Genomic DNA, 24,857 nt, shown 5'->3' with positions numbered 1-24,857 from the left:
AAGCCTAGCCCGTGCGCCGGGTGTGGTTCGCCATATAGTGCGGCCCCACTATGCGGATCAGATCGGCTAGGGATTTGGCCCCCAGACGATCCATCAAATGGGCACGGTGCGTCTCTACCGTGCGTGGGCTGAGTCCCAGTGCGGCGGCGATCGTCTTGTTGGTGCCGCCGCCCAACAGGCCATCCAGAACCTGCCGTTCGCGCACTGACAGGCTGTCGAGACGGTCGAACTCCTCCACGGCCCTCTCGCTCAACAGCGCGTCCACCGGAATAGCCGAGCGCACAGCCGCGACGGCTTCGGCGCGTTTAGCTTGTGGTGGCAGCACGGTCTGGGCCCCGTGGTTCATGATCTCGACCACCTCGCCCATTTCCATCACCGCATTGGCCAGCAGAACCCACGGAAAGCGGTCCCGGATTTCGTGGAGCATTTCCAAGGCACCACGCAAATCCTCGTGAGGTCTGGACGAGCGGATGACCAGCGCCCCCTGCTTCAGATCGCTATGCACCACCGCAAAGGTCTCGAGTGAATCGAAGCGTCGCACCTTGATGCCCAATAGGACCAGTGCGCGCTGGATCTCGCAGCGCGACTTTTTCGGCGGCGGATCCAGATCGACGAAGTAAACCCTCTGCTCGGGCATCTGGCGGGTCGGTTTCAGAATGCCGCCGATCTGGCGCACAGCGCCATCTTCACCGGTTATTGGGAACACCGTGACATGGGCGTGTCGTTCAGAACCGTCCTGCAGGGTCACCGTCCAGACATCCTCGGCGACGGTGCCTTCGGCGGCCATCGCCAGCGTGTCATCCGCCCGCTCCCGCTGCTCGGGTCGCAACCGCATGAGCCAGTCGGCAAACAATTCTGGCGGTCCCTCGGGACTGATACCCCACTCCACCCCGCTTCGGGCATTGAGCGGACGCATCCGTCCCGTTTCCACCTCGACAACGAAGCTCAGTTGTTTGCGCCCATAGCGGTCGAATACAGGCCGCTGGTGATCGCCTTCGGGCAGAGGTGACAGCCTGTGGCTCGCCCGCATGGCCGCCTCATGCCACTCATGGATATCCGCCCCCGATCCGGACCAGGCATGGACACGTCCGCGCGCATCCATCATGGGCACGAAATACATCAGACAGCAGCGCACACCCTTTTGCGCCGAACGTATCCGCACCTGCAGCTCTACAGCCTGTCTGAGTTTCACGCCTTGCTGTAACTCGGCCAGCATCACCGCCAGATCCGGTGCCAGTATAGAGCGCGCGCCGTCCAGCATCTCGCCATCGGCCAGGCCTAGGAATTGCCGGCCCAATCTGTTGATCCATACCGGTGCCCCGAAAGGATCGGAGCGCCAGAGGAATTTCGGCTGCTGGTCCATGAGGCTCAGCAGGGTTTCCTCGCTGGCGTTCAATGCCTGCTCCGACAGTTTGCGGGCGTTGATATCGACGAGCAGCACAATACGCCCCCGGATATCGCCGCTGCGCGTGCCCAGCGGGGACTGAACGAACTGCCACCACTCCGGCATCCCGTTCACCAGAATACTGACCTCGGTCGCATCGGTTCGATAGCTGATCAGGGATTTCCAGAGCGGGTCCGCCGTATCGCCCACAGCCTGGCCCTGAACCAGACTTCTATCCGGAAAGGCCTTTTCGAATGCCGCGTTGAAGAACAGCCGCGCCGAGCTTTCCCACAGGATGACGGCAGGCAGGGACATGGGCAGTATAAACGACAGGCCTGCCAGCAGACTCTCGTCCCACTGCTCCACAGGGCCGAGCGGATGCTGGCTCCAGTCCCGCGCCAGTAACCGCTGCCCTTCCGGATAGGCGGCCAGAGCCACGCCATAGGGCACCGCGTTCACGTCAGCCTCGCCTTCAGCAGGGGCTTGAGCAGATAGGACAGAACGGTGCGCTCACCCGATTCAACATCGACTTGCGCCACCATACCCGGGCGGATGGGCAGACGACGGCCGTTCTTTTCGATCCACGCACGGTCGGTGCGTATCAGCACGCTGTAAAAGGCCACCTTGCCGCGCGGTGTATCCTCCTCGATCGTGTCCTCGCTGATCTGCTCCACATTGCCGGGCAGGTCGCCGTAGATCGTATAGTCATAGGCCGTGATCTTGACGCGGGCAGGCATGCCCTCGCGCAGGAAGGCCACGTCCCGGGGCAGGATTTTCACCTCGACCAGAAGTTGGTCCTCGACCGGCGTCAGCTGCATGATCGCCTGGCCGGGCTGTACCACCCCACCGCGCGTTGTGATCATGATGTCATTGACCCGCGCCTTGACCGGCGCGGTCAGCTCGGTGCGCTCCAACTGGTCACGGCGCTGGTTGAGGATTTGTGACTGGGCCGCCAGCTCGGCCTTCTTGGCGGCCAGTTCGGAATAGGCCTCCTGCATATAGGTGTTGCGGACCTCGGTCTGGCGGCCTGTCAGCGCCGCTATGTCCTTGCCCAGACGCAGGGACTCGACCTCCGACACCACTCCGCGCTGGGCCAGGGGTGTGACCAGAGACAACTGCCGCTGGGCATAGCCCGTTTCCGACGACAGCGCCGCCAGCGTCGCATTCAGGTTTTCGCGGCGGGCACGGAACAGAGCCCGCTCGGAAGCGATGACCGGATCATTGGCGGGAATGGAGGCCGGAAAATGGATGTCCGTCTTGCCCAGAACCTCGGCTTCCAGCCGCGCGATAGCGGCGGTCAGGGCCATGACCTGGGCCTCGGTCTCACCGGCGGCGGTGTTGAACCGCGTATCGTCCAGCTTGGCCAGAACCTGTCCTGCCTCGACGATCTGGCCTTCACGGACCATCAGGTCGCGCAGGATGCCACCCTCCAGACTTTGGATCACCTGAACGCGGCTGTTCGGGACAATCTTGCCCTCACCGCGCACCACCTCGTCAACCGTGGCCCACGACGCCCAGAGAATGAAGGCCAGCACCACACCGGCGCATGTCCACAATATGGGCCGCGCCAGCGGATGGGCCTCGCCCTCCCGCGTGTCGGAAAGGGCACGCCGCAGCTGTCGGGCCGTCGTGCGATCACTAGCCATTGGCGACCTGCCCGCCCTGTACAGGGCCACCCATTGCCGGCCCCGACCCTACGATCCGGCCATTGGACAAGGCCACCATGCGATCTGTCAGTGCCAGGACCGAGCGGCGGTGCGTCGCGATCACGGCGGTTCGCCCTTCCAGCCACCCTTTCATGAACCCGATCAGACGGTTTTCATTATTCTGGTCGAACGCCGCCGTCGGCTCGTCCATCAGGACAATGCGCGGGTCCTGAAGAATGAGACGGGCCAGACCGATGGCCTGACGCTGCCCGCCCGAGACACTGGTTCGCCCCACCAGCGGAAGATCCAGCCCATGCGGATGGGCCCGCACATAGACCCCCAGCCCCACCGCATCCAATGCGTCGAAAAGATCCTCGTCCGTATGACGTCCCCCATCCAGAGTCAGGTTATCACGCAAGGATCCGTGGAAGAGCGCCGCGTCCTGGGGCAGGTAGCCTATCGCATGGCGACGGTCCGCCGGATCGATCTGGCTCAGGCTGATCTCGTCCAGAAGCAGACGGCCCGAGGTAATATCACCCAGCCCTGACAGGGCCCGCAGCAGGGTCGATTTTCCCGCCCCGTTCCCGCCGATCAGGGCCACACGCTCTCCGGGCAGGATTTCCAGACGCTGTACATTCAGGACGGGCGCGGCCTCGGGGTCGAAGCGGACTTCGACGCCTTCAAGTTTGAAGTGGCCCTTCAGATCGGTCTTGCGAGTAAAGCTGCGGTCTTCGGGGCGTTCGACCGGCGCCTCCATCAAGTGGTCCAGCCCTTCCAGGGCAACCTTGATATACTGCCAGCGCGACATGATGCCGACGAACTGGTTGGTCGGCGAAATGGCTCGCGACACCAGCAGGGAACAGGCCACCAGAGCCCCCATCGTCATATGGCCCGCCGAAATCTGGTACACCCCGATCACCACGGCCCCGACATAGGCGAGTTGCTGGACACTGGAGCCGATGGCCGTCAGGGCGGTGGACAGGTTGCGGGTCTTCAGACCCGTATCGGCCAGCGTCGCCGACATCATGTCCCACTGCCGCAGATTGCGTCCTTCGCCGCGGGCCGCCTTCAGGCCTTCGAGATTTTCGACCGTTTCCAGCAACAGCCCGTGCTTCACCGCGCCTTCGCGCAGGTTCTCGCGGGACAGGGACGCCATTCTGGACTGCATCAACCAGGCCGGAATGATCATCAGCAAGACCGCCGCTATCGGGGCAAAGGCCACGGGTCCGCCCAGAATGGCAATCACACCGATGAACAGCAGGATGAAGGGCGCATCACTGACGGCGGCCACGGTGGATGCGGTGAAGAATTCACGGACGCCCTCGAATTCCTTGACCTGACTGACGAATGCGCCGGTAGAGCCCGGCTTGGCCGCCAGCCTGACCGCCATCACCTGTTCGAACAGCCGCGATGACAGTTTCAGGTCCAGGGATTTTCCGGTCGCCTCCAGCAGATGCGAGCGCAGCTGGCGCAACAGCAACTCCAGCAGAATGGCGATTACCACCCCGGACGCCAGCACCCACAATGTCGGAAAGTTTGAGGTCGGCACCACGCGGTCATAGACCTGCATGGCAAACAGGGATGTGCCCACAGCCAACAGGTTGGCAAAAATGGCCGCGGTCCCGACCTCGATGAAACTGGGCCATGCCGCGGCCACCGTGCCCCGCAGCCAGTGACGCTTCTGGGGCTTGGCATAGGCGCCTGCACGGTCATCGCTGCGGTACACCGGACGGGCGAACACCATCTGACCGGTATAGGCGGAGCGCAGACGCTCCATGCTGACCAGATGCGCACCACCGTCGGTAAAGGGGCTGAGGACAATGGCGTTATCGCCTTCACGCCCTGCAAACACGAGGGTGCGCCCATTCTTGAGCAACACCAGTGTGGGGTACAGATCGTCCGGCACATCATCCAGCGCCAGAGGGACAACGCGGGCTGACAATCCGGCGCGGCGCATGGCCCTGCGGATCTGGTCCAGCGGCAAACGACCGTCTTCCAGCGGAAGGCCATCGCCCAACATAGCCGCCGTTGTCTGACATCCCAGCTCGGCAGCCAGAAGGGCAAGGCCTTCTCTTATGGGATCAACCTCCGGGGGAAGAGGGCGGGTCATCGGCTGGCCATCTCCCTTGTCGGTGCGAAGGCCTCGGCCAGAAGGCCCAGTTGCGCCGCCGCCCTGTACTGGGTCCGCAGCCGCTCGATGGTCAACTCGATAATCTGGCGTTCGGCCTCGTAATATTCGTTCTCCATCAGCACGAGGTCCTGAATGTCGCGCCGGCCGACGACAAACTGTTCCGCATAGGTGGCACGCACACCATCGGATTGGCTCACCTGATCGGCCAGGGCATTGATGCGGCTTTCAAGGGCACGGTCCGTCACCTGAAGCGACAGCACCTTGCGTTTGACCTCGCGGGCCACCGTGTCGGTTCCCAACTGGGCCGCGTCGCGGCGGGCCTGTTCCAGACGCGGACGCTGGAAGGCCGAGAAGCCCTGCTGGGTCGAGAGACGCAGACGCAGGCCGATGGAGGTATCATCGATCAGCCGCCCTCCGATCTCGCGCTTGTGCACCGAACCTTCGACAACCAGCCGGGGATAGGCCGCGGCGCGGGATTCGCGATAGGCTGCATCCGCCGCCTCGGCGTTATGGACGGCCCGCTTGTACAGAGGCGATGCGGTAATGGCCGCTTCCAACTGGGGCTCGGTCGCAAGGGCAGCCATAAAAGCCGGCTGGTCGGGTACGAGCACCCGCGAGGCCGGATAGCCCACCAAGACTTCGAAAGCGCTTTCCGCTTCGGACAGATCGCCATTCAAACGGGCACGGTTGGCCTGTGCAGTGGACAGCGCCAGATTGGCCCGTCCCAGTTCGGCCTGATCGGAGAACCGGCCTTCTACGCGCTCCTGCGCCATGGACTGTAGCCGCGAAAGACGATCGATGTGCCCACGCGTCAGATCCAGTTGCGCACGACCCTGTGCGATATCGAGCCACAGCTCGACCACCTCCAGGGCCACATCGTCGCGTTTGACCTGATAGTTGGCGCGCTCCAGAGCCGAAAGCGCATCGGCCCGCTGGACCGTAGATCGAACCTGCCCCCAGTCGTAGACCGTTTGGGAAAGGCTGACGTCATAGCCGATGCCCGATGACTCCGGCCCCGCAGAGGCATTCAGAGCCGGAAGATATCCGTTGCGCGCTATATCGCCCTGAACATTGGCGACCTCGACCTCGGCCAGAGTGGCGCGGACTTCGGGATCCCGCCTCAGGGCCTCGCGTACTGCGGCGGCCATTTCCGCCTCGCCTCCGGGTTCCAGTGCCACAGCGGCAGAGTTTCCGTTCAGGACCGTCAGGGCCAAAGCCAGCCCCATCGCCGTTTGCATCAACCGGAATGCTTGCACCTTTACGCCCCCACGCAGGATTGAACGACTCAGTGAGTCCTTTAAATAACGCTGTAATCTGTAAATGAGTAGTCAAGCTTGCGGCACTGCCCTGTCCGGTCACCTTTCGGGGGACCGGACAGGGTGGCAGCATGGCGTCAGATGACGCTCTGCTCGTGCAGGTCATCCTGCGGCAGCGGCGGGACGAATGACGCCACACCATCCGACAGGGTAAAGGCCTTGTCGAAGGCTGTGCCGACCACATCCAGCACATCGGACTGCATGCCGCCGATGATCAGATCATCGCCCTCAAGCCATTGATCGATGGACTTCGGATCCAGCGGATCCTGGTCCTCATCGAAACGGATCGCATCTTCGAATGGCAGGGCTACCAGCTCTTCATAGAAGCTCTGGCCACCGAATCCGGTCGAACCACCCACCAGCGGCTTGTTGATACTGTTGAGGGCATTGATGTTCAGGAACGAACCGAGGCTGGCCTCGGACGATTGGCCGAACACATCCTCTGCATACAGGCTCAGATTGGCGAACAGATTGCCCGACAGCAGACTGCTGGACAGTACACCGCCCTGCTGGTCAACCAGACGGACCGTCGCGAGGAAGGCGTTGATTTCCTCGTTATCGAGCGGATCCCCACTGGCCGAGGTGATCACGATGCGGGCACTGGGAGCGATCACACCCAAGAAGCCCTCGTTTGCGACCAGTTCGACATTGTAGCCGTACAGGGTGGCCAGGCTTTGATCATAGGCAAACCCGAGCGGCGTCAGGTTCGCCGCCAGCAAGGGGGTGTAGTTCACGGCCACCTTGGCCAGGTTGTTGTCGGCATCCGCCACCAGCAGGTCCTGCCCGCTGAGGCTGTAACCGATCACACCACCGGAGATGATCCAGCTGTTAGCATCCGCTCCGACAAATGGCGCGCTATTGCCTGCCCCACTGGTCAGCTGGCTGTCATCGATGACCACCTGCGAGGTGCCGCCATCTCCGTCACCGTCCACGGCGTTGCCGATGATCTGAAGATCGCCGAATCCGGCACTGTTGGACGATTTGAAGGTATCGACCACCAGCTTGTTGCGGGCCAGCAGGTCATTGATGACCGCAATATCGCTGGAGAAGCCCGCCGTCAGATCCACACCCTTCAGCAGGATCCTGTGGTCGGTTGCGATCTGGTTGTTGGCGCTGTAGCCGCCCGCAAAGGCACCTACAGTAGAAATGTGGACAACAGTCCCTTCTGCGGTCGCCTCGAAGTGCAGATAGTTAGCCAGATTACCGGCGCTGCGGCCGATGCGGCCCTCGCCGATGAGGAGCGAGGACAGGTCAAGGACATCGCCGCCCTGCGACAGCGAGGCATTGCTGAAGTCCTCGATGATGTCACGGCTGGTCGAAGCGATACCGAAGGCATCGCCGCGCTCGAACCTGAACACGTCCGAACCCGCACCACCGTTCATGATATCCACGCCCGAGCCGCCGATCAGCACATCATTGCCGTCGCCGCCGTTGAGGATGTCGTTGCCGGCCCCGCCACGCAGCAGGTCATTGCCAAGGTTGCCGTTCAGGATGTCGTCGCCGTCAAAGCCGTACAGACGGTTGTTCAGACGTTCCCCGCTGACATTGTCATTGCCATTGAGGACATTGTCCCCGCTGCTGCCATACTGGGTGACATCCGGCAGCATGGCTTCGAGCAGGCCCTTGCCCACACCCAGCTGTGCCAGGGAGACATTCGCCAGCGGCGTTGTATTGCCTGCCTGATCGGTTGCGGACATGGAGATGAACTCCAGCACGCTGGCATCCAGTACGCCGTTGCCAAAGGTCACGCTGCCCAGGAACTCGTTCAGCTTCCAGTTATCGATAGTGCCGCCGCCAACCGCGGTGAGCGTAATGCCGACATTGCCGAACAGCACACCGAAACCGGCCGATTGCCACGGACTGACAGCAACATTGATGCCCAGTTCCGCAGCAAGCGCGGCATTGTAATTGAAGCCACCGATACCCAGCAGAGAGCGGCTGGAAAGCTGCACCGAGACGATATCGTTATTGATGTCGGAGGCGGTGAAGAACTGCTGGGTATCCAGACGGATGATGCCCAGCAGATTGCCATCGAGCACGCCCAGAAGACCGCCCGTGGTCGCCATGCCGACGCTGGGTGGCGTCTGGACCTCCTCGGTCGCACCGACCCCTGTCACGGCCACCTTGTAGTTGCCGGTACGCGCATCGATCTCGACCGTCTCGCCACGGATGGTGGTGAGGGTGATAACCGAACCGGAGATCGAATAGGACAGGACGGTCGATGAGGTCCCCGAGGCCGTGACCTGACCTGCCGCGTTGGAGGTAAAGGTCATGCCATCGACCTGGATGGACTGCATATAGCCGCCATCCAGACCCATGCTGGTCACCAGGGTGCCGACACTGACGCCCGGCGCGACCGGCGTCAGGGTTGCCGCACCCGCCATGACGGGCGCACCGTCGGTGACGGTCACATTGATCGCACCGGAGGCCGAGCCGGCCTGGTCTGTCGCTGTGACGGTAAGGGGGATGACAAGGGAATCGCTGCCTGCGGCATGGTCGATACCGTCAAGGATGCGGACCTGATAGGAACCGTCCGCAGCAATGGAGGCCGTGATCACCAGTCGCCCGCCCGCCTTGCCTTCCAGCACGCCATTGGCGTCAACCGTCCAGATAATCGGCTCGCCCTTGGAAGTGAATACTGATGACGGCCCGGACAGGGCAAAGGTTGCCGAACCCGTTACATCCGTCAGGTTGACTGTACCGGTACCCACCACAGCCGGATCAGCCTCGCTGACACCGGTATTGCTGGTGCCGGCATCAAGCTGGACAGCATCGATCTCGAACAGCACCGGAGCCGAGGGCGCGGAGGAATTGCCCGCAGGATCGACAATCCTTGCCTCGATACGATAGTTGCCGTCGGCAAGGGTGGTGCCCAGCGCAAACACAACCTTGCCCGCCGTGATATCGGCAGCGGTGATCACATGCTCGAACACGGTGCTGCTGCCGCCAATGCTCAGGGTCACAATAACCTTTTCACCCGCGACGGAATCCGCAGGCAGGCCGACCTCGGCGGTCAGGCCCGCAGCCAGTTCGGTATCGCTGACCACACCGTCCGCTGCGGCCGGAACCGTCAGGGTCGGTGTTTGCGGCGCTTGCAGATCGGCGGTGTAGTCACGGCTTGCGGTGAAGTCCTTAACGCCATCCGCAGTCGTCGCCTTGACCAGCACCGACACCGTGCCGCCGGTTAGAAGCGATCCGGGCACCGACACGGCAAAACGTCCATCCGCGCCGACAGTACCGCTGATGACGGCTGCACCGATGGTGATCTGGACCACATCACCGGCCGCGAACTGTCCTGCGACCTGACCCGTGATGGTGACGTTGGATTGGGATTCGACGATGTTCACCACATCATCGGTGGCAATGGCATCTACAGACACGGCTGTCGTCACACCGGGCGGAAGGATCGAGTAGCTGACCGGTGCAGAGGGGTTGGTGTCGTTGCCGCGGCCATCGCTGATGATCGCCGTGACAGAATAGCTGCCGCTGGAACCGGCCGGAATGGTGATCTCGACCGTACCTGCGGCGATATCGGCAGCTGTCAGGGTATAGCGGGTTACCGCACCACCGGCGATGGTAAGGATCACCGTATCACCGGCCTGAGTGCCCGATGTTAGTGTCACCCGGACCTGGATACCGTCGGCCGCTTCCTGATCGGTTACGCCACCCTCGGCCTCGGGGATGGCCAGGACGGGCACTTCGCCATTGTCGCCTGGATGGGTGGTGTCATTCGGATCGGGCGCACGCACACTGGCCGGGGCCGAGGTGTTGTTGGCCGCGTCCGTCTGGGTGGCACTGAGAACACGCCCGTCGGTCTGTGCGGGTGACAGTGGCACGCTAAAGGTGCCGTCCGCAGCGACTGTGCCCTGTCCCACCGCATTGCCATCGGCATCACGGACCGTAACGGTGGCACCCGCTTCGCCGCGGCCTGTCAGAACGGTACCGTCAGCATTGACGGCCAGATCGGTCGGCGCGTCGGGCGCAGTAATATCCGGAGCGGTCGCCGGTGTCGGTGGAGAGCTATTGTTCGCCGCGTCGCTCAGCACGACCGAAATCGTCTGGCCGTTCGTCTGTGCGGGATTGAGGGTGACGGAGAAATTACCGTCTTCTCCGACAACGCCCTCACCGATGGTATTGCCGTCAGCATCCTTGATCGTGACCCTGGCATCGGGCTCACCCTTGCCTGTTACGGTCGTACCGTCCGCGCTGACGGACACATCGGTGGCCGCTGCTGGCGGGGTAATGTCTGGCGCAAAGGCCACGGAAGGGGACGAGGTATTGTTGGCCGCATCCGTCGCGGTAACACTCACACGTTCGCCGTTCTGAAGCGGCGGGCTGAGCGTGACGCTAAACGTGCCATCGGCACCTGTGACAGCGGTACCGATCACGACACCCTGCGTATTGCGCACATTTATGGTCGAACCGGCTGCGGCCCGACCCGTCAGGATGGAACCATCAGCCGAAAATTGCAGCCCTATAGGCGGGGCCAGCAGCGTCGTGTCGATGGGGATGTTCGGCGGAGGCGGTTCATCGGGGAAGCTAGGCGAACCGCCTGACGAGGAGAAGGCCGCAGCCAGGCCCCCGACCATTGCAGCGCCAAACAGCATGGCTGCGCCACTGCCCGCGACGAAGGCATCTGCACCCTCGCCGTCCGTCAGGGTATCAAAGGGAATCGGTTCATTTGACGGGGTCGAGTACAGCGCCATCGGCCCGTCGCTGGTCGCGGTCGTTTCCATGACGACCATGCCACCATTGCCATCCAGCAGCAGAAGTTTCTTGGGTGCGGCACCCTCATAGAAATTCTGGATGGTCAGGACTTCTCCGTTAGGTCCAAAAACCAACAGATCGGCACCCTGCCGAAGCATCCCCGACACATTGCCCGCGTATTCACGCAGAAAAATTCTTTCTGCTCCCGCGGCATCGATCAGGCCATTGGCATTGATGGCTGGGCTCGCCGATGCCGACAGGCCAGGCGGGACAAGCTTCGCGAGAAGGGCGTAGTGGGTTGTGGTAGCGTTGGGCATGGGGGTGCTCCGGATTGCGACGCAAACAAGCGAACGGTTGCCCCCAAAAACGTTACATAACGTCGATATGTTTCTGCGTAGGATTACTTAGTAGATACCCGCAATACCCTGATTAAACTTAGATTTATGGTATATATCGCGTTAACACATTCCCGCCACAGCTGTAAAAGTCAGCTGCCTTTATAGGCTGGAAGCAGGTGCCCAAGGCGTGCTCCCATTGCGGCACCAAGCGCCTGTAGACCGTTGAACGGACGCACCATCACCTCGAAGTCGGTGATCAGGCCGTTCTCGTCGAACTGGATCATGTCGATGCCTTTGAGCGACCTGTCACCGACCTTGGCCGAGAACTCCAGAACGACGCTCAAGCCATCGGCCCCCGCGAAGCTGCGGTGATAGGTAAAGTCCTCGAACACTTCGATGACATTGCTGAGCACCAGAACAACTGCCGCCGCACTCTCATAGCCCTTGAAGGCCATCGGCGAGCGGAAAACGGCGTCCGGATGCACAATCTCGGCCAACGTCCCCATGTCCTTGTTGGCCACGACGCGGTGCCAGCGCTCCAGCGTCTCAATCACCCTGGGATCCAGTTTTGTCTCGGTGCTCAGCATGGTCTTCTCCCCTTAGATTGCTGCGGCCAGAACCGTGCCCTGCTTGATGGCGCGCTTGGCATCCAGTTCGGCGGCAACGTCGGCCCCGCCGATCAGATGGACCGATGCGCCCTTGTCCTTCAGGGCCGCGTGCAGCGAACGCTCGGATTCCTGCCCCGCACAGATGATGACCGTGTCGGCTTCGATCAGTTGCGGCTGTCCGTCGATGCTGATGTGCACACCCTGATCGTCGATGCGCTCATAGGTGCAGCCCGGAATCATCTGCACGCCCTTGGCCACCAGGCCCGCGCGGTGGATCCAGCCGGTGGTCTTGCCAAGGTTCGCGCCGACCTTGGTGGTCTTGCGTTGAAGCAGGGTCACCTGACGCGCGGCGGGGTGCGGTTGCGGTGCCTTCAGACCGCCCGCGTTCGTATAGGTACGGTCCACGCCCCATTCGCGGGTGAACAGTTCGATATCCTGCGACGGGCTGGTGCCTTCGTGGACCAGATATTCGGCCACGTCGAAACCGATGCCGCCCGCACCGATAATGGCGACCTTTTCGCCCACCGGCTTCTTGTCGCGCAGTACATCCAGATAGCCGAGCACGTTCGGACCGTTGACGCCTTCGATGTCGGGGCGGCGCGGCGCGATGCCCGTGGCCAGTACCACTTCGTCAAAGCCTGTCAGATCATCGGCGCTGACGCGGGTGTTCAGTTTCACGCTCACGCCCGTCTGCTCCAGACGGCGGTCGAAATAGCGCAGGGTCTCGTAGAACTCTTCCTTGCCCGGCACCTGTTTGGCGATGTTGAACTGGCCGCCGATCTTGTCGTCAGCGTCGAACAGGGTGACGGCGTGACCGCGCTCGGCCGCCGTGGTGGCGAAGGCGAGGCCCGCAGGTCCGGCACCGACCACCGCGATGGTCTTTTTGGCCTCGGTCGGCTCGATGATGATTTCCGTCTCGTGGCAGGCGCGCGGGTTCACCAGACATGAGGTGATCTGCATGCTGAAGGTGTGATCCAGACACGCCTGATTGCAGCCGATGCAGGTATTGATGTCGTCGGCACGCCCTTCGGCGGCCTTCTTGACGAACTCGGCGTCGGCCAGGAACGGGCGGGCCATCGACACCATGTCCGCATTGCCTTCGGCCAGAACCTGTTCGGCGATTTCCGGCGTATTGATGCGGTTGGTGGCGATCAGCGGAATGCCGACCTTGCCCATCACATTCTTGGTCACCCACGCAAAGGCCGCGCGCGGCACCTTGGTGGCGATGGTGGGGATGCGGGCCTCGTGCCAGCCGATGCCGGTATTGATGATGGTGGCGCCGGCCTTTTCGATGGCCTGGGCCAGCTGGATCACCTCGTCCAGCGTCGAGCCGCCCTCGACCAGATCCAGCATCGACAGGCGATAGATGATGATGAAGTTGGGCCCCACCGTCTCGCGGACGCGGCGCACGATCTCGACGGGGAAGCGGATGCGGTTCTTGTAGGAGCCGCCCCATTCGTCGTCGCGCTGGTTGGTGCGCTCGGCGATGAACTCGTTGATGAGGTAACCTTCGGAGCCCATGATTTCGACGCCGTCATAGCCCGCACGCTGGGCCAGACGCGCGGCATTGGCGAAATCGGCGATGGTTTCCTCGATCTCTTCGCCCGACAGCGGGTGCGGCACGAAGGGGTTGATCGGGGCCTTGATCGGCGAAGGGCCGACCAGTTCCGACGAATAGGCATAGCGGCCAAAGTGCAGGATCTGCATGGCGATCTTGCCGCCCGCATCGTGCACGGCCTGGGTCACCACCTTATGGTGGTCGGACTCTTCCTCAGTCGTCATCTTGGAGGCCCCCGGCCACGGCGCGGCGCGGGCATTGGGCGCGATGCCGCCCGTGACAATCAGGGCGACGCCCCCGCGCGCCCGCTCGGCATAGAAGGCCGCCATGCGGTTGAAGCCGTTGGGCGCTTCCTCCAGCCCGACGTGCATGGACCCCATCAGCACGCGGTTTTTCAGCGTGGTGAAGCCCAGATCGAGCGGGCTGTTCAGATGCGGATAATGGGTCATTTCCATGCCTCCAGTACGGACTTTCAACCCTATCTAGAACACCGACCAAATGTTTTTGCAACGGGTTGCAAAACATTTGTGATTTATCCTGAAACACGGTTTAGTCATCCCATGTCCCTGCCACACGCCCTGCTGACCGCCCTGATCGAATCCCCCGGCTCCGGGCTGGAATTGGCCAAGCGGTTCGACAAATCCATCGGCCATTTCTGGCAGGCCACCCACCAGCAGATCTACCGTGAACTGGCCAAGCTTGAGGCCGAGGGACTGATCGCCTCGGAGGCCGAAGCCGAGGCGCGGGGCCGCAAGCGCAACTATCACGTCCTGCCCAAGGGCCGCGCCCTGTTGGAAAGCTGGCTGGGCGAGGAAGAGCCGGTGCCGCCCCTGCGCGATACGCTGATGGTGAAGCTGAGAGCCGAGGCGGTCCTGAACAGCGGCGACGGGGCCCGCGCCCTTCGCGCCCGCATGCAGACCCGCCTGGACCAGCACCGCGCCAAGCTGGAGCAATTTCGACAGTTCGAGAAACGCGATGTGGCCAAAGGCTTGGACAGCCGCGCCAGCCAACTACGCCACATGATCCTCAAGGCGGGCATGCGCCACGAACAGGGCTGGGTCGAAACCTTGGAAGAAGCTTTGGCCCTGCTGGATCAGCCCGAACACTGACGCAAGGGAGGCAGGTCCATCGCAGCGCCTGATACAGGCATGACGATCTCGATCCCGTCGCCTGCGAGCATCGAAAGAGCCGCTATCGCCTTGTCGATCCGGTCCACTGCATAGGGCAGAGGCACCAGTGACCGATCCAGGGAACGGGTGAAATCATCCCAATGGGTAGGAAGAACCCATTTTGCACCGGACGCGACCACCACACTGTCCCAGTAACGCCGGATGTAATCCGTATCCTGCAGACCCAACTGCCCGATCGCCAGAAACACCACGTCGGACCGCAGTCCACTCAGGTCCTGCTCGGGCAGGCCAGCGCTGGGAACAACCATGATACGGCAGTCACCGGAATGGATGTGAAATCCCAGCCCCCTGCCAAAGCGGTAGTCGCCCACCCTCGCCGGTACGGTAAAGGCGCGCGCGACATCACCCATCGCCCGCCCGCCCGGCGAGTGCCGTAAGGAGAAGGGCGTGACCACAGCGCCGCCCGCAATCTCCGGCACGCTCGGCATCAGGACACGGCTGTGCTGGAATCCCTCTGCTGCCGCGATGCGCGCGGTCGCATAGGTTCCCCACACCTCGCCTCCATAGGTCCGCGCCACAGAGGCGGCATCAAGTGCGTGGTCATAGTGGCTGTGCCCCACCAGAACGGCGGAAACCTTTTGGATGCCCGCCCCGTCCAATGCGCCCTCTATCCGGCCTGTGTCGGGGCGCAGCGGTTGCGCAAGCTTGACCAGTGACGGACGGCTGAAGAAGCCGTCTATGACGAGAGCCTCACCATCGCGCACCAGGGCCAGCGTCGATGTGCCGAAGTAATGGATCGACAGAGGCTGCGCGCCTTTGCCTGTTGAAGCCCGATCATATGAATGGATTGAGGGACGCAGTGTGATGGCCGCCGATAGAGCCAGCGCCAATATCACTGTGCCCCCGAGGGCCGCCGCCCAACCAATGATGCCTTTGCGCGCGAAGCAGATCGCCATAAATATATTAACATCCACATCAATAGATATTGCAAGGCGTGAGTGTTGATACCGGCGGTCACATAAATACGGTCTAGAGCGCCATCGCCCCTTGCGTGAACCCTCGGCAATAGCCATCAGCAGGGGATGACACACGCCTCCACCCATGCGCCCAAGGGCCCCGGCTTTGCCGAGTTCGTCTGTTTGATCGCCATCATGATGGCGCTGAACGCGCTCGCCATCGACGCCATGCTGCCGGCCCTGCCCGCCATCGGCGCCGATCTGGGCGTGGCCAACGAAAACAGCCGCCAGTGGATCATCACGGCCTATCTTCTGGGTTTTGGCGTAACCCAGCTGGCCTACGGCCCGCTCTCGGATCGTTTCGGGCGCAAGCCTGTGCTGTTGACGGGTGTCAGCATCTATGTGGCCTTTTCGGTTCTTGCCGCCTTTTCGCACAGTTTCGAGCTGCTGATCCTGTCACGGATCGGCATGGGCATGGGGATTGCCGTGACCCGCGTTCTGGCGGTGTCCATTGTGCGTGACCGCTATGAAGGGCGCACTATGGCGCGCGTCATGTCGCTCAGCTTTCTCGTCTTCCTCGGCGTGCCGATCATTGCGCCGACCGTGGGACAACTGGTGCTTCTTGTCGGTCCCTGGCAGTGGATTTTCTGGGTGTTCGCCCTGTCGGGCAGCGCCTTCCTGATCTGGGCGGGTCTGCGACTGCCCGAAACGCTACATCCCGAATACCGTCGCCCGATCCAGCTTTCACCGATCCTGCAAGCCTTCGGCGAGGCGCTGACCAACCGTCAGAGCATGGGATATACGCTGGCAATCACGGCCATTGCGGGTGCACTGTTCGCCTTTATCAACTCCTCGCAACAGGTCTTTTTCGACGTCTTCGGCGAGCCGCAGATGTTTGCCCTGATCTTTGCAGGGATCGCCGCAGGGATCGCCGTCGCATCGCTGCTGAACTCGGCCCTGGTCGAGAAACTGGGCTCACGGCTGATTTCCCACTCGGCCCTTATCGGCTTCATAGGCTTCAGCACCCTTCATGCTGTGATTGCCGTCACCGGCCATGACTCGCTCTGGATGTTCTCGATCCTCCAGGGACTGAAAATGTTCTGCTTCGGCCTGACGATGGGTAATTTCGGCTCTATGGCGATGGAGCCTATGGGCAGGATCGCGGGCACGGCCTCCTCGCTTCAGGGCTTTATCTCGACCATCGGCGGGGCGGTTCTGGGCTTTATCATCGGCCAGAGCTTTGACGGGACCACGGTGCCGCTGACGGTCGGCTTCTCGGTGCTGTCGATCATCGCGCTGTTGCTGGTGCTGTGGGCCGAACAGGGCAAACTGTTCAAATCCCGTCATTCATCACACAAGCCTGTAACTTGATCTTTCCGCCAGAACGGGGCCACTTCGGCAGCATCTGAATTCAGGAGCTGCCGATGAACCTCCGTCTGGCTGGCAAGGTATCCGCCCTTGCCCTCGCAACCGCCTTGGCCACCAGCCTCGGAGCCTGTGCCANNCCGCGCCCGAGGCCCGCGCCAGTGTCCCGCAGGCCCAAACCTCGGCCGCAACATCCGCTGCGGCTGCCGCTCTCGAAGCCGCACAGGCCGCAGGCGACGCCAAGACGGTCCGTGGCTATTACATCAATGACGTGCATTCCTATGCGCGTCCCAATGATGCCGCCGTCACCCACGTCGCGCTGGACCTGACTGCCGACTTTGCCGCCAAGACCCTGAGCGGCACGGCACAGCTGGTTGTCGGCCTGAAAGCGGGCGTCGGCGAGGTGGTGCTGGATGCCAAGGGCCTCGACATCAAATCGGTGACCGACGCCCGCGGTGCCGCCCTTCCCTTTGCGCTGGGCGCATCGGACCCGATCAAGGGCCAGCCGCTGACCATCTCCGTTCCGGCCTCGGCGCAACAGCAGGTCGTGGAAATCACCATCCACTATTCCACCCGCCCCGATGCCTCGGCCCTGCAATGGCTGAGCCCGCAACAGACGGCGGGCGGCAAACAGCCCTATCTGTTCAGCCAGGGGCAAGCCATCCTGACCCGCACCTGGATCCCGACCCAGGACAGCCCCGGCATCCGCCAGACATATACGGCCCGCATCACCGTGCCCGAGAATCTGCGCGCCGTGATGTCCGCGCAGAGCCTGTCGGAAAACGGCGAAGCCGTCGCCAACGGCCAGAAGGCCTATAGCTTCAACCTCGACAAGCCGATCCCGCCCTATCTGATCGCACTGGGCGTCGGCGACATCGACTTCAAGGCCTTTGACCACCGCTCGGGCGTGTGGACCGAACCGGGCGAGCTGGAGCGCACGCACCACGAACTGGTGCCGACCGCGCCGATGATCGACGCCGCCGAGGCCCTCTATGGTCCGTATCAATGGGGCCGTTATGACCTGCTGGTCCTGCCGCCCAGCTTCCCGTTCGGCGGGATGGAAAATCCGATGATGACCTTCGCCACGCCGACCATCATCGCGGGCGACCGCTCGCTGGTGTCGCTGGTGGCGCACGAGCTGGCCCACAGCTGGTCGGGCAACCTCGTCACCAACGCCACGTGGGACGACTTCTGGCTCAACGAAGGCTTCACCTCCTATTTCGAGAACCGCATCATGGAGGCCATCTACGGCCACGATGCCGCGGTGCAGGAACAGGTGCTGGCATGGACCGGCCTGCAGGAAGAGCTGGCGACGCTCGATCCGGCGGACACCCGCCTGAAGCTGGACCTGCAGGGTCGCGATCCCGACGAGGGCATGAACACCATCGCCTATGACAAGGGCGCGGCCTTCCTGCGCACCATCGAACGCATCGCTGGCCGCGAGAAGTTCGATGCATGGATGCGCGGCTATTTCGAGCGCAACGCATGGCGCCCGATGACCACCGACCGCTTCCTCGAGGACATCCGCACCCACCTGATCAAGGGCGATGCCCAGCTGGAACGCGCCCTGATGATGGAACAGTGGATCCATCAGCCGGGCCTGCCGTCGAACGCCGTGGCTCCGGTCTCGAACGCCTTCACCGTGGTCGATCAGGCCGCCGAGGCCTTCTATGTCGCCAAGGGTCCGGCCTCGGCCATTCCGTGGGCCAACTGGAACACCCAGCAGCGCCAGCACTTCCTTGCATGGCGTCCTAGCGACGGGGCCAAGACCTGGCTGACGCAGGCGCAGCTTGCCGATCTCAACAGCACTCTGGCCCTGAATGACGTCGGCAACTCCGAAGTGCTGTTCGCATGGCTGCAGGTGGCGCTGGCGCATCGCTATGAGCCGTCAGTGGCCACGGCCGATCACTTCCTGACCAGTGTCGGACGCCGCAAATTCGTGCTGCCGCTGTTCCAGACCCTGTGGGGTCAAGGGGAATGGGGTCAGCCCATTGCCCGCCGCATCTATGCGAAGTCGCGGCCCCTGTATCACCCCGTCACGGCCAACTCCGTCGATGCGGTGGTGGGTCGCCCCTAAGGCTTGAAAATCAAAAGGGCCGCTCTTCAATCCAAAGAGCGGCCCTTTCCATATGTTTCAAAACTGAAGGATCTCAGTCCATCGCCCCGCCACGGGCGGCCGCAACGACGCATTCCTGAAGACCCTGCAGGTATTGCTGGGGGTCTTTGTCCGCGGCGTCGTACAGGCTTTGTTTGATATCGGTGAAGGTCTCGTCCGAGATGGCGTCCTTGGCCTCCGGATCGGGCAACCGCTCCTGCCAATATTCCTGAACCATCAGGAAGGATGCATCGGGCGCTTCGTCACGCGCCGACAGCTTCTCCATGAGCAATTCCATATGCGCGGCGCATACCGCGGCCTGCTGCAACGGCGCAGAAATTTCCTGCACGAGATTGGCCGGAACAATCGGGCGTCGGACACGCACGGCCGTTGCGGTGACAGGACGTTCCGCAGACGGGCGAACAACCGGTTGGGAAGCAGGATTTGCCCCTGCCATAACCAGCAGGGCCAGCGCCACGATCATCTCTAAAACCTTTCATCCCATGTGGGGGGGCAGGGTGACAACCAAGTACAGAGACGATGAACAGAACCTGAGCGACCCGATTCATGCCACATTTGGTGTCGATCGATTAGTCGTCTGACAGCGGTTTCGTTCCCGCTGGCTACACAATCAGGGCTAACGTGGCCGTTATGACACGCAACAGTTGCGAACCCCCTTACAAATACCCTTTACAGGCCTGCCCAGCCCCGCCCTTGCCGCCGTTTCTTGCGAGTGCCGCCGTCATCGGTTAAGCCCCCGACGTAGATTTCATCGCATGGGCCAAGGGGCGCATGCGGTATGGTGTTTGGAGCACGCACAGAATGGCTGAACTTGCCCCCGGTCTGGTGACCATCTTCGGAGGCTCGGGCTTTGTTGGCGCTCAGGTCGCTCGTGCCCTGGCCCGTCGCGGCTGGCGCATCCGTATTGCCGTGCGCAAGCCTGCACTGGCCCACGAACTTCGTATGGCCGGCGATGTCGGCCAGGTGCAACTGACCCTTTGCGACATCACCAATAAGGAAGATGTCGCCGCCGCCCTTCAGGGTGCGGACGCGGCCATCAATCTGGTCGGCATCCTGTGCGAAACCGGCGCGCGCAAATTCGATACCGTGCACGTCGAAGGCTCGCGCAATGTCGCCGAAGCCGCCGCTGCGGCCGGTGTAAAGCAACTGGTACAGATGTCGGCTCTGGGTGCCGATGCCAACAGCGACGCCGCCTATGCCCGCACCAAGGGCGAGGCCGAACAGGCTGTGCGCGCCGCCTATCCGTCGGCTGTCATCGTGCGCCCGTCGGTGATCTTCGGTACGGAAGACCAGTTCCTCAACCGCTTCGGCAATATGGCGGCGCGCATGCCGGTCATGCCGGTAGTCGAAGGCCAGAGCCGCCTGCAACCCGTCCACGTTCTGGATGTGGCCGAGGCCATCGCCCGGCTGACCATCGACACCCGCCACGCGGGTGAGACTTTCGAACTCGGTGGTCCGGCCGTGTGGACGATGAAGGAAATCATCGACTACGTTCTGGCTGAAACCGGCCGCGACCGTTTCACCGTCGCCCTGCCGACCTTCGCCTCCAAGGCCATTGCATCGCTGGTACAGATTCCGGCCGCTATCGGCCTTACCCCGGCCCTGACCGTCGATCAGGTCAAGATGCTGGCATCCGACAATGTCGTCAGCGACGGTGCCAAGGGCTTTGCCGATCTGGGTATCGAGCCGACCGGCATGAAGGCTATCGCCGAGGGCTATCTGTGGCGCTACCGCAATGGCGGCCAATACGCTGCCGTCACCGCCTGAATAACCCGCAGGCCTTGAATACAAAAAAGGGGCTCCGATCCGGAGCCCCTTTTCTTGTGCGCCTTACAGACCGCCTGTAACGGCCAGACCGATCAGACCCGCCAGGCCTACGGCGATACGCCACCAGGCAAACGGGGCGAAACCGCGTTTGGATACGAAATCCAGCAGGAACTTCACGACAGCCAGACCCGCGATAAAGGCCGACACAAAGCCGATAGCGATCAGGCCGATATCGTCGAAGTTCAGATTGTCACGGCTCTGGAACAGGTCCCAGAACACAGCCGAACCCATCGTCGGCAACGCCAGAAAGAAGCTGAACTCAGCCGCCGAACGCTTGTCCGTGCCCAGCAGCAGACCGCCCGCAATCGTCGCACCCGAACGCGACACCCCCGGCACCATAGCCATGCACTGGAACAGGCCGATCAGAAAATAGACCCGCAGCGGATATTTGTCGGCGTCCAGATAGACGGGCACCTTCTTCATCCGGTCCAGCAACAGCAGCAGGACACCGCCGACGATCAGGGCGATACAGATCACCAAGGGCGTCTCGAACAGCACCTGTTTGATAAAGTCATAGGCCGTAAAGCCGATCACCACCGCCGGAATAAAGGCCACCAGCAGACCGATCAGAAAGCGGCGCGCCTCAGGGTCGAACGGCCAGCGAGTCGCCAGGGTGATCAACCGGCGGAAATAGATGCTGATAATCGCCAGCAATGCGCCCAGCTGGATGACGATCTCAAACGTCTTGCCCGTGCTCTCGAAGCCCAGGAAATGTCCCAGAAGCAGCAGGTGTCCGGTTGACGACACCGGTATGAATTCCGTCAAGCCCTCGACGATCCCCATCAGGATCGCAATCAGCCAATCCGCCATTGTTCCTCACTCTGTCAGGTCCGGCACAAGGGCAGACGAACCAGATTAATGCAATACTCTTAGCCCCCTGCGGCCTTCGCCGCCATTGGCGAAACACACCTTTTGCGCGACAAGGTGGATATGACCCAAGCCGCTTCAGATCCCGCAGCAGTCAATCGCCGCATCACCACCCTCAGCGTCAGCGTCGCCGTCATATTGGTGACCGCCAAGGCCTTTGCCTACGGTGCCTCGGGCTCGGTCTCGATACTGGCCAGCCTGACAGACTCGGCACTGGATCTGGTCGCCTCGCTGGCGACCTTCTTTGCGGTTCGCTGGGCCGCAGCGGCCCCCGATGCCGAGCACCGCTATGGCCACGGCAAGGCCGAAAGCCTGGCGGCGCTGGTGCAATCGGGTCTGGTCGCCGCGTCGGCCGTCTTTATCGGCCTGGAAGCCGTGCGCCGTATCTTCAATCCGGTCGCCGTGTCGGGTGGCCAATGGGCTGTCGGAGTGATGGTCTTTTCAATGGCATTGACCGGATGGCTGATCTGGCAACAGGGACGCGCCCTGAAAGCATCGGGCTCTGTCGCCATCGAGGGGGACCGCGCCCACTATGCCGCCGATCTGGCCGCCAATGCCGTGGTTCTGATCGGCGTTGTATCGGGCAGCTTTCTGCGGGCTCCGGGTCTTGATGCCGCGGCGGGTCTGGTCGTGGCGGTCTGGCTCGGCTGGGGTGCGGTCGGGATTGCCAGGACTGCCGCCAGTCATCTGCTGGATGCCGCCGCGCCGGATGAAGACCGCAACGCCGTTGTGGCCGCCGTTCTGGAAGATCCGCGCATCAGCAATGTCCACCAGCTGCGCACACGCATCGCAGGCTCAACCCTGATGGTACAGATGCATGTCGATCTGGATGCCAAACTCAGTCTTGTTGATGCACACGACATTGTCGTCGCTGCCGAGAAACGGGTGCTGGCCCGTTTCCCCAACGCCGACATCATCATCCATGCCGATCCACATCCGGTTCCGCACGGTCACATGCGCGACGATCATCTGGACATCCCCTCCCCCCGCGAAGGCGGACCGTGGGGATGAAGAAATTCATCGCCGGGGATTTGCGGTAAACGCACTCTTAACGTGCGGCATGCTTTGGGTAGGGCGACATGTCATCCCCTGCCGTCCTGTACCATTTCGCCTTTCATCCCGCCTCACGCGCGGCGCGTCTGGCGCTGGGCGAAGCCAAGGTTGAGTGGAGCGAGGAACCGGTCCGTCCGTGGGACGAGAACTGCCCCCTTTTCGCACTGAACCCTTCGGGCATGCCGCCTGTACTGCAGATTTCGGATCGCGGTCGCGCGATCGACCTTTGCGAACTGGATGCCATCCTCGGCTGGATCGAGGACCGGAGCAAAGGCGATGTCCTGCTGTCGAACGATGTCGCAGAGCGCGCCGAGGCTCGCCGCCTCGTGACGTGGTTCAGCCGCCGCTTCTCCGACGACGTGGACTCCATCCTGCTGCACGAGCGGGTTGAAAAGCCGCTGCTGCGTCTGGGCTCGCCCGACGCCCGCCAACTGCGCGAAGGCCGCGAGGCGTTGAAACACCACCTCGTCATGCTGGAAGAGCTGGCTGCCAGTCGCGAATGGCTGGCCGGTCGCCTCCTCAGTCAGGCCGATCTGGTCGCCGCCGGCCATATCTCGGTGCTGGACTATTTCGGCGAGATGCCGTGGGGCGTCGTGCCGTCTCTCAAGGTCTGGTATTCCAAGATCAAGTCGCGCCCGTGTTTCCGCACGCTTTTGTCGGACCGTCTGCCGGGCGTGTCTCCGGCCAGCTGGTATACCGATCTCGACTTCTAAGGCCCAGACGGCGTAGAGGGCGGGTATGGCCGCCGATCCACGAGACTTTATCCGCAAACGGGCCGCTGAACTGGGGTTCAGTGTGTGCCGCTTTGCGAGCGCACGCGATCCGTGGACCGCGGGGGATCGACTGAAAGACTTTGTCGCCGCCGACTATCACGGGGACATGGCGTGGATGGAAACCACGCTGGACCGCCGCAGCCACCCCAACGGCATGTGGGACGGGGCCGAAACCGCCATCGTTCTGGGAATGAACTATGGCCCCGAACAGGATCCGCGCCCCGAACTGGACGAAGCGTCCAACGGCTATATTTCGGTCTATGCGCGCGGTGACGACTATCACGAGGTCATCAAGGGCCGCCTGAAGATACTGGCCGGACAGATCGCATCGCGTCTGGGTCAGGAAGTGAAGGTCTTTGTCGATACCGCGCCCCTCATGGAAAAGCCGCTGGCCATGCGCGCGGGCATGGGATGGCAGGGCAAGCACACCAATCTGCTCAGCCGCGAACTGGGCAGCTGGTTCTTCATCGGCACCATACTGACCGCCGCCAGGATCGAGGCCGATGCGCCCGAGGTCGAGCATTGCGGATCATGCCGCGCCTGTCTGGACGCCTGTCCGACCAAGGCCTTCCCTGCGCCGTTCCAGTTGGATGCGCGACGGTGCCTGTCCTATCTGACCATCGAGTACGGCGGCATCTGGCCAAGCGAGTTCCGGACACTGACAGGCAACCGCATCTATGGCTGCGATGACTGTCTGGCCGCCTGCCCGTGGAACAAGTTCGCCAAGGAAGCCCACGAGACACGGCTGCAGGCACGAGAGGCTCTTGTCTCCCCCAAGCTGGCCGATCTGCTAGCGTTGGACGATGCCGCCTTCCGCGCCCTGTTCACCAAGTCGCCGGTCAAGCGGATCGGGCGTAACCGCTTCATCCGCAATGTGCTGCACGCCGCGGGCAACTCGGGCGATGCCGGTCTGGTCGCGCCCGTTGAAAACCTGCTGGAGGACGAAGCCGAAGTGGTCCGCGCCACAGCCGTCTGGGCGCTGAAACAGCTGGCTCCCTCACGGTTCGAGGCGCTCAGAAAAGAAAAGCTCCCGACCGAGAGCGAAGCCTCGGTCAGGAGCGAATGGATGGGCTGAGGCCGTC

17 protein-coding genes are annotated in these 24,857 nt (G+C 62.5%); 7 read left to right on the top strand and 10 right to left on the bottom strand.

What is annotated here, in order from left to right; genetic code table 11:
- Positions 1–4: 4 nt before the first annotated feature.
- The 7 genes from B3H86_RS00540 to B3H86_RS00510 form a co-directional block, all read right to left on the bottom strand.
- The gene (locus B3H86_RS00540) at positions 5–1,843 is read right to left on the bottom strand and encodes a LuxR C-terminal-related transcriptional regulator (RefSeq protein ID WP_292050601.1); all 1,839 of its coding nucleotides are present in this window, start codon (positions 1,841–1,843) and stop codon (positions 5–7) included.
- Positions 1,840–3,030 carry an HlyD family efflux transporter periplasmic adaptor subunit gene (locus tag B3H86_RS00535; protein ID WP_292050600.1) on the bottom strand — a complete coding sequence of 397 codons (1,191 nt, stop codon included), beginning with the start codon at positions 3,028–3,030 and terminating at the stop codon, positions 1,840–1,842. The genes B3H86_RS00540 and B3H86_RS00535 overlap by 4 nt, the downstream gene beginning before the upstream one ends.
- Positions 3,023–5,140 carry a type I secretion system permease/ATPase gene (locus tag B3H86_RS00530; protein WP_292050599.1) on the bottom strand — a complete coding sequence of 706 codons (2,118 nt, stop codon included), beginning with the start codon at positions 5,138–5,140 and terminating at the stop codon, positions 3,023–3,025. The genes B3H86_RS00535 and B3H86_RS00530 overlap by 8 nt, the downstream gene beginning before the upstream one ends.
- On the bottom strand, positions 5,137–6,387 hold the full coding sequence (locus B3H86_RS00525) for a TolC family protein (RefSeq protein WP_292050598.1): 1,251 nt from the start codon (positions 6,385–6,387) through the stop codon (positions 5,137–5,139). The genes B3H86_RS00530 and B3H86_RS00525 overlap by 4 nt, the downstream gene beginning before the upstream one ends.
- Before the next feature lie 167 nt (positions 6,388–6,554).
- Positions 6,555–11,501: an Ig-like domain-containing protein gene (locus tag B3H86_RS00520; protein WP_292050597.1), complete on the bottom strand. Its 4,947-nt coding sequence runs from the start codon at positions 11,499–11,501 to the stop codon at positions 6,555–6,557.
- 170 nt (positions 11,502–11,671) lie between these two features.
- Entirely contained in the window at positions 11,672–12,109 is a 438-nt protein-coding gene (locus B3H86_RS00515) for a nuclear transport factor 2 family protein (RefSeq protein WP_292050595.1), read from the bottom strand.
- A gap of 12 nt (positions 12,110–12,121) precedes the next feature.
- Positions 12,122–14,137 (bottom strand): NADPH-dependent 2,4-dienoyl-CoA reductase, encoded by a 2,016-nt coding sequence (locus B3H86_RS00510; RefSeq protein WP_292050594.1) that lies wholly within the window; start codon positions 14,135–14,137, stop codon positions 12,122–12,124.
- A gap of 111 nt (positions 14,138–14,248) precedes the next feature.
- On the opposite strand from B3H86_RS00510, the gene B3H86_RS00505 reads away from it, so the two are divergent.
- Positions 14,249–14,797 (top strand): PadR family transcriptional regulator, encoded by a 549-nt coding sequence (locus B3H86_RS00505; protein WP_292050593.1) that lies wholly within the window; start codon positions 14,249–14,251, stop codon positions 14,795–14,797.
- Here the strand turns inward: B3H86_RS00505 and B3H86_RS00500 are convergent.
- Entirely contained in the window at positions 14,782–15,708 is a 927-nt protein-coding gene (locus tag B3H86_RS00500; protein WP_292050592.1) for an MBL fold metallo-hydrolase, read from the bottom strand. The two genes, B3H86_RS00505 and B3H86_RS00500, sit on opposite strands and share 16 nt — an antisense overlap.
- Positions 15,709–15,900: 192 nt before the next feature.
- On the opposite strand from B3H86_RS00500, the gene B3H86_RS00495 reads away from it, so the two are divergent.
- On the top strand, positions 15,901–17,145 hold the full coding sequence (locus B3H86_RS00495; RefSeq protein ID WP_292050591.1) for a multidrug effflux MFS transporter: 1,245 nt from the start codon (positions 15,901–15,903) through the stop codon (positions 17,143–17,145).
- A 265-nt stretch (positions 17,146–17,410) separates the two neighbouring features.
- Complete coding sequence (locus B3H86_RS00490) at positions 17,411–19,216, top strand: M1 family metallopeptidase (RefSeq protein ID WP_292050590.1); 1,806 nt, start codon at positions 17,411–17,413, stop codon at positions 19,214–19,216.
- A gap of 73 nt (positions 19,217–19,289) precedes the next feature.
- Here the strand turns inward: B3H86_RS00490 and B3H86_RS00485 are convergent, their stop codons facing one another.
- Entirely contained in the window at positions 19,290–19,718 is a 429-nt protein-coding gene (locus B3H86_RS00485) for a hypothetical protein (protein ID WP_292050589.1), read from the bottom strand.
- A 338-nt stretch (positions 19,719–20,056) separates the two neighbouring features.
- On the opposite strand from B3H86_RS00485, the gene B3H86_RS00480 reads away from it, so the two are divergent.
- Positions 20,057–21,022, top strand: a complete 966-nt coding sequence (locus B3H86_RS00480) for a complex I NDUFA9 subunit family protein (RefSeq protein ID WP_292050588.1) — start codon at positions 20,057–20,059, stop codon at positions 21,020–21,022.
- Between the two features lie 63 nt (positions 21,023–21,085).
- Here B3H86_RS00480 and B3H86_RS00475 read toward each other — a convergent pair whose 3' ends face one another.
- The gene (locus tag B3H86_RS00475; protein ID WP_292050587.1) at positions 21,086–21,892 is read right to left on the bottom strand and encodes an undecaprenyl-diphosphate phosphatase; all 807 of its coding nucleotides are present in this window, start codon (positions 21,890–21,892) and stop codon (positions 21,086–21,088) included.
- A 120-nt stretch (positions 21,893–22,012) separates the two neighbouring features.
- On the opposite strand from B3H86_RS00475, the gene B3H86_RS00470 reads away from it, so the two are divergent.
- From B3H86_RS00470 to queG, 3 genes are all read left to right on the top strand, one after another.
- Positions 22,013–22,960 carry a cation diffusion facilitator family transporter gene (locus B3H86_RS00470; RefSeq protein ID WP_292050586.1) on the top strand — a complete coding sequence of 316 codons (948 nt, stop codon included), beginning with the start codon at positions 22,013–22,015 and terminating at the stop codon, positions 22,958–22,960.
- Between the two features lie 68 nt (positions 22,961–23,028).
- The gene (locus tag B3H86_RS00465) at positions 23,029–23,715 is read left to right on the top strand and encodes a glutathione S-transferase family protein (protein ID WP_292050585.1); all 687 of its coding nucleotides are present in this window, start codon (positions 23,029–23,031) and stop codon (positions 23,713–23,715) included.
- Positions 23,716–23,740: 25 nt separating this feature from the next.
- Entirely contained in the window at positions 23,741–24,850 is a 1,110-nt protein-coding gene (gene queG, locus B3H86_RS00460; protein ID WP_292050584.1) for a tRNA epoxyqueuosine(34) reductase QueG, read from the top strand.
- The last annotated feature ends 7 nt before the right edge of the window (positions 24,851–24,857 follow it).

It is taken from the genome of Brevundimonas sp. UBA5866, assembly GCF_002432125.1.
Lineage (GTDB): Bacteria > Pseudomonadota > Alphaproteobacteria > Caulobacterales > Caulobacteraceae > Brevundimonas.
This window is presented reverse-complemented; position numbering and strand designations above follow the sequence as displayed.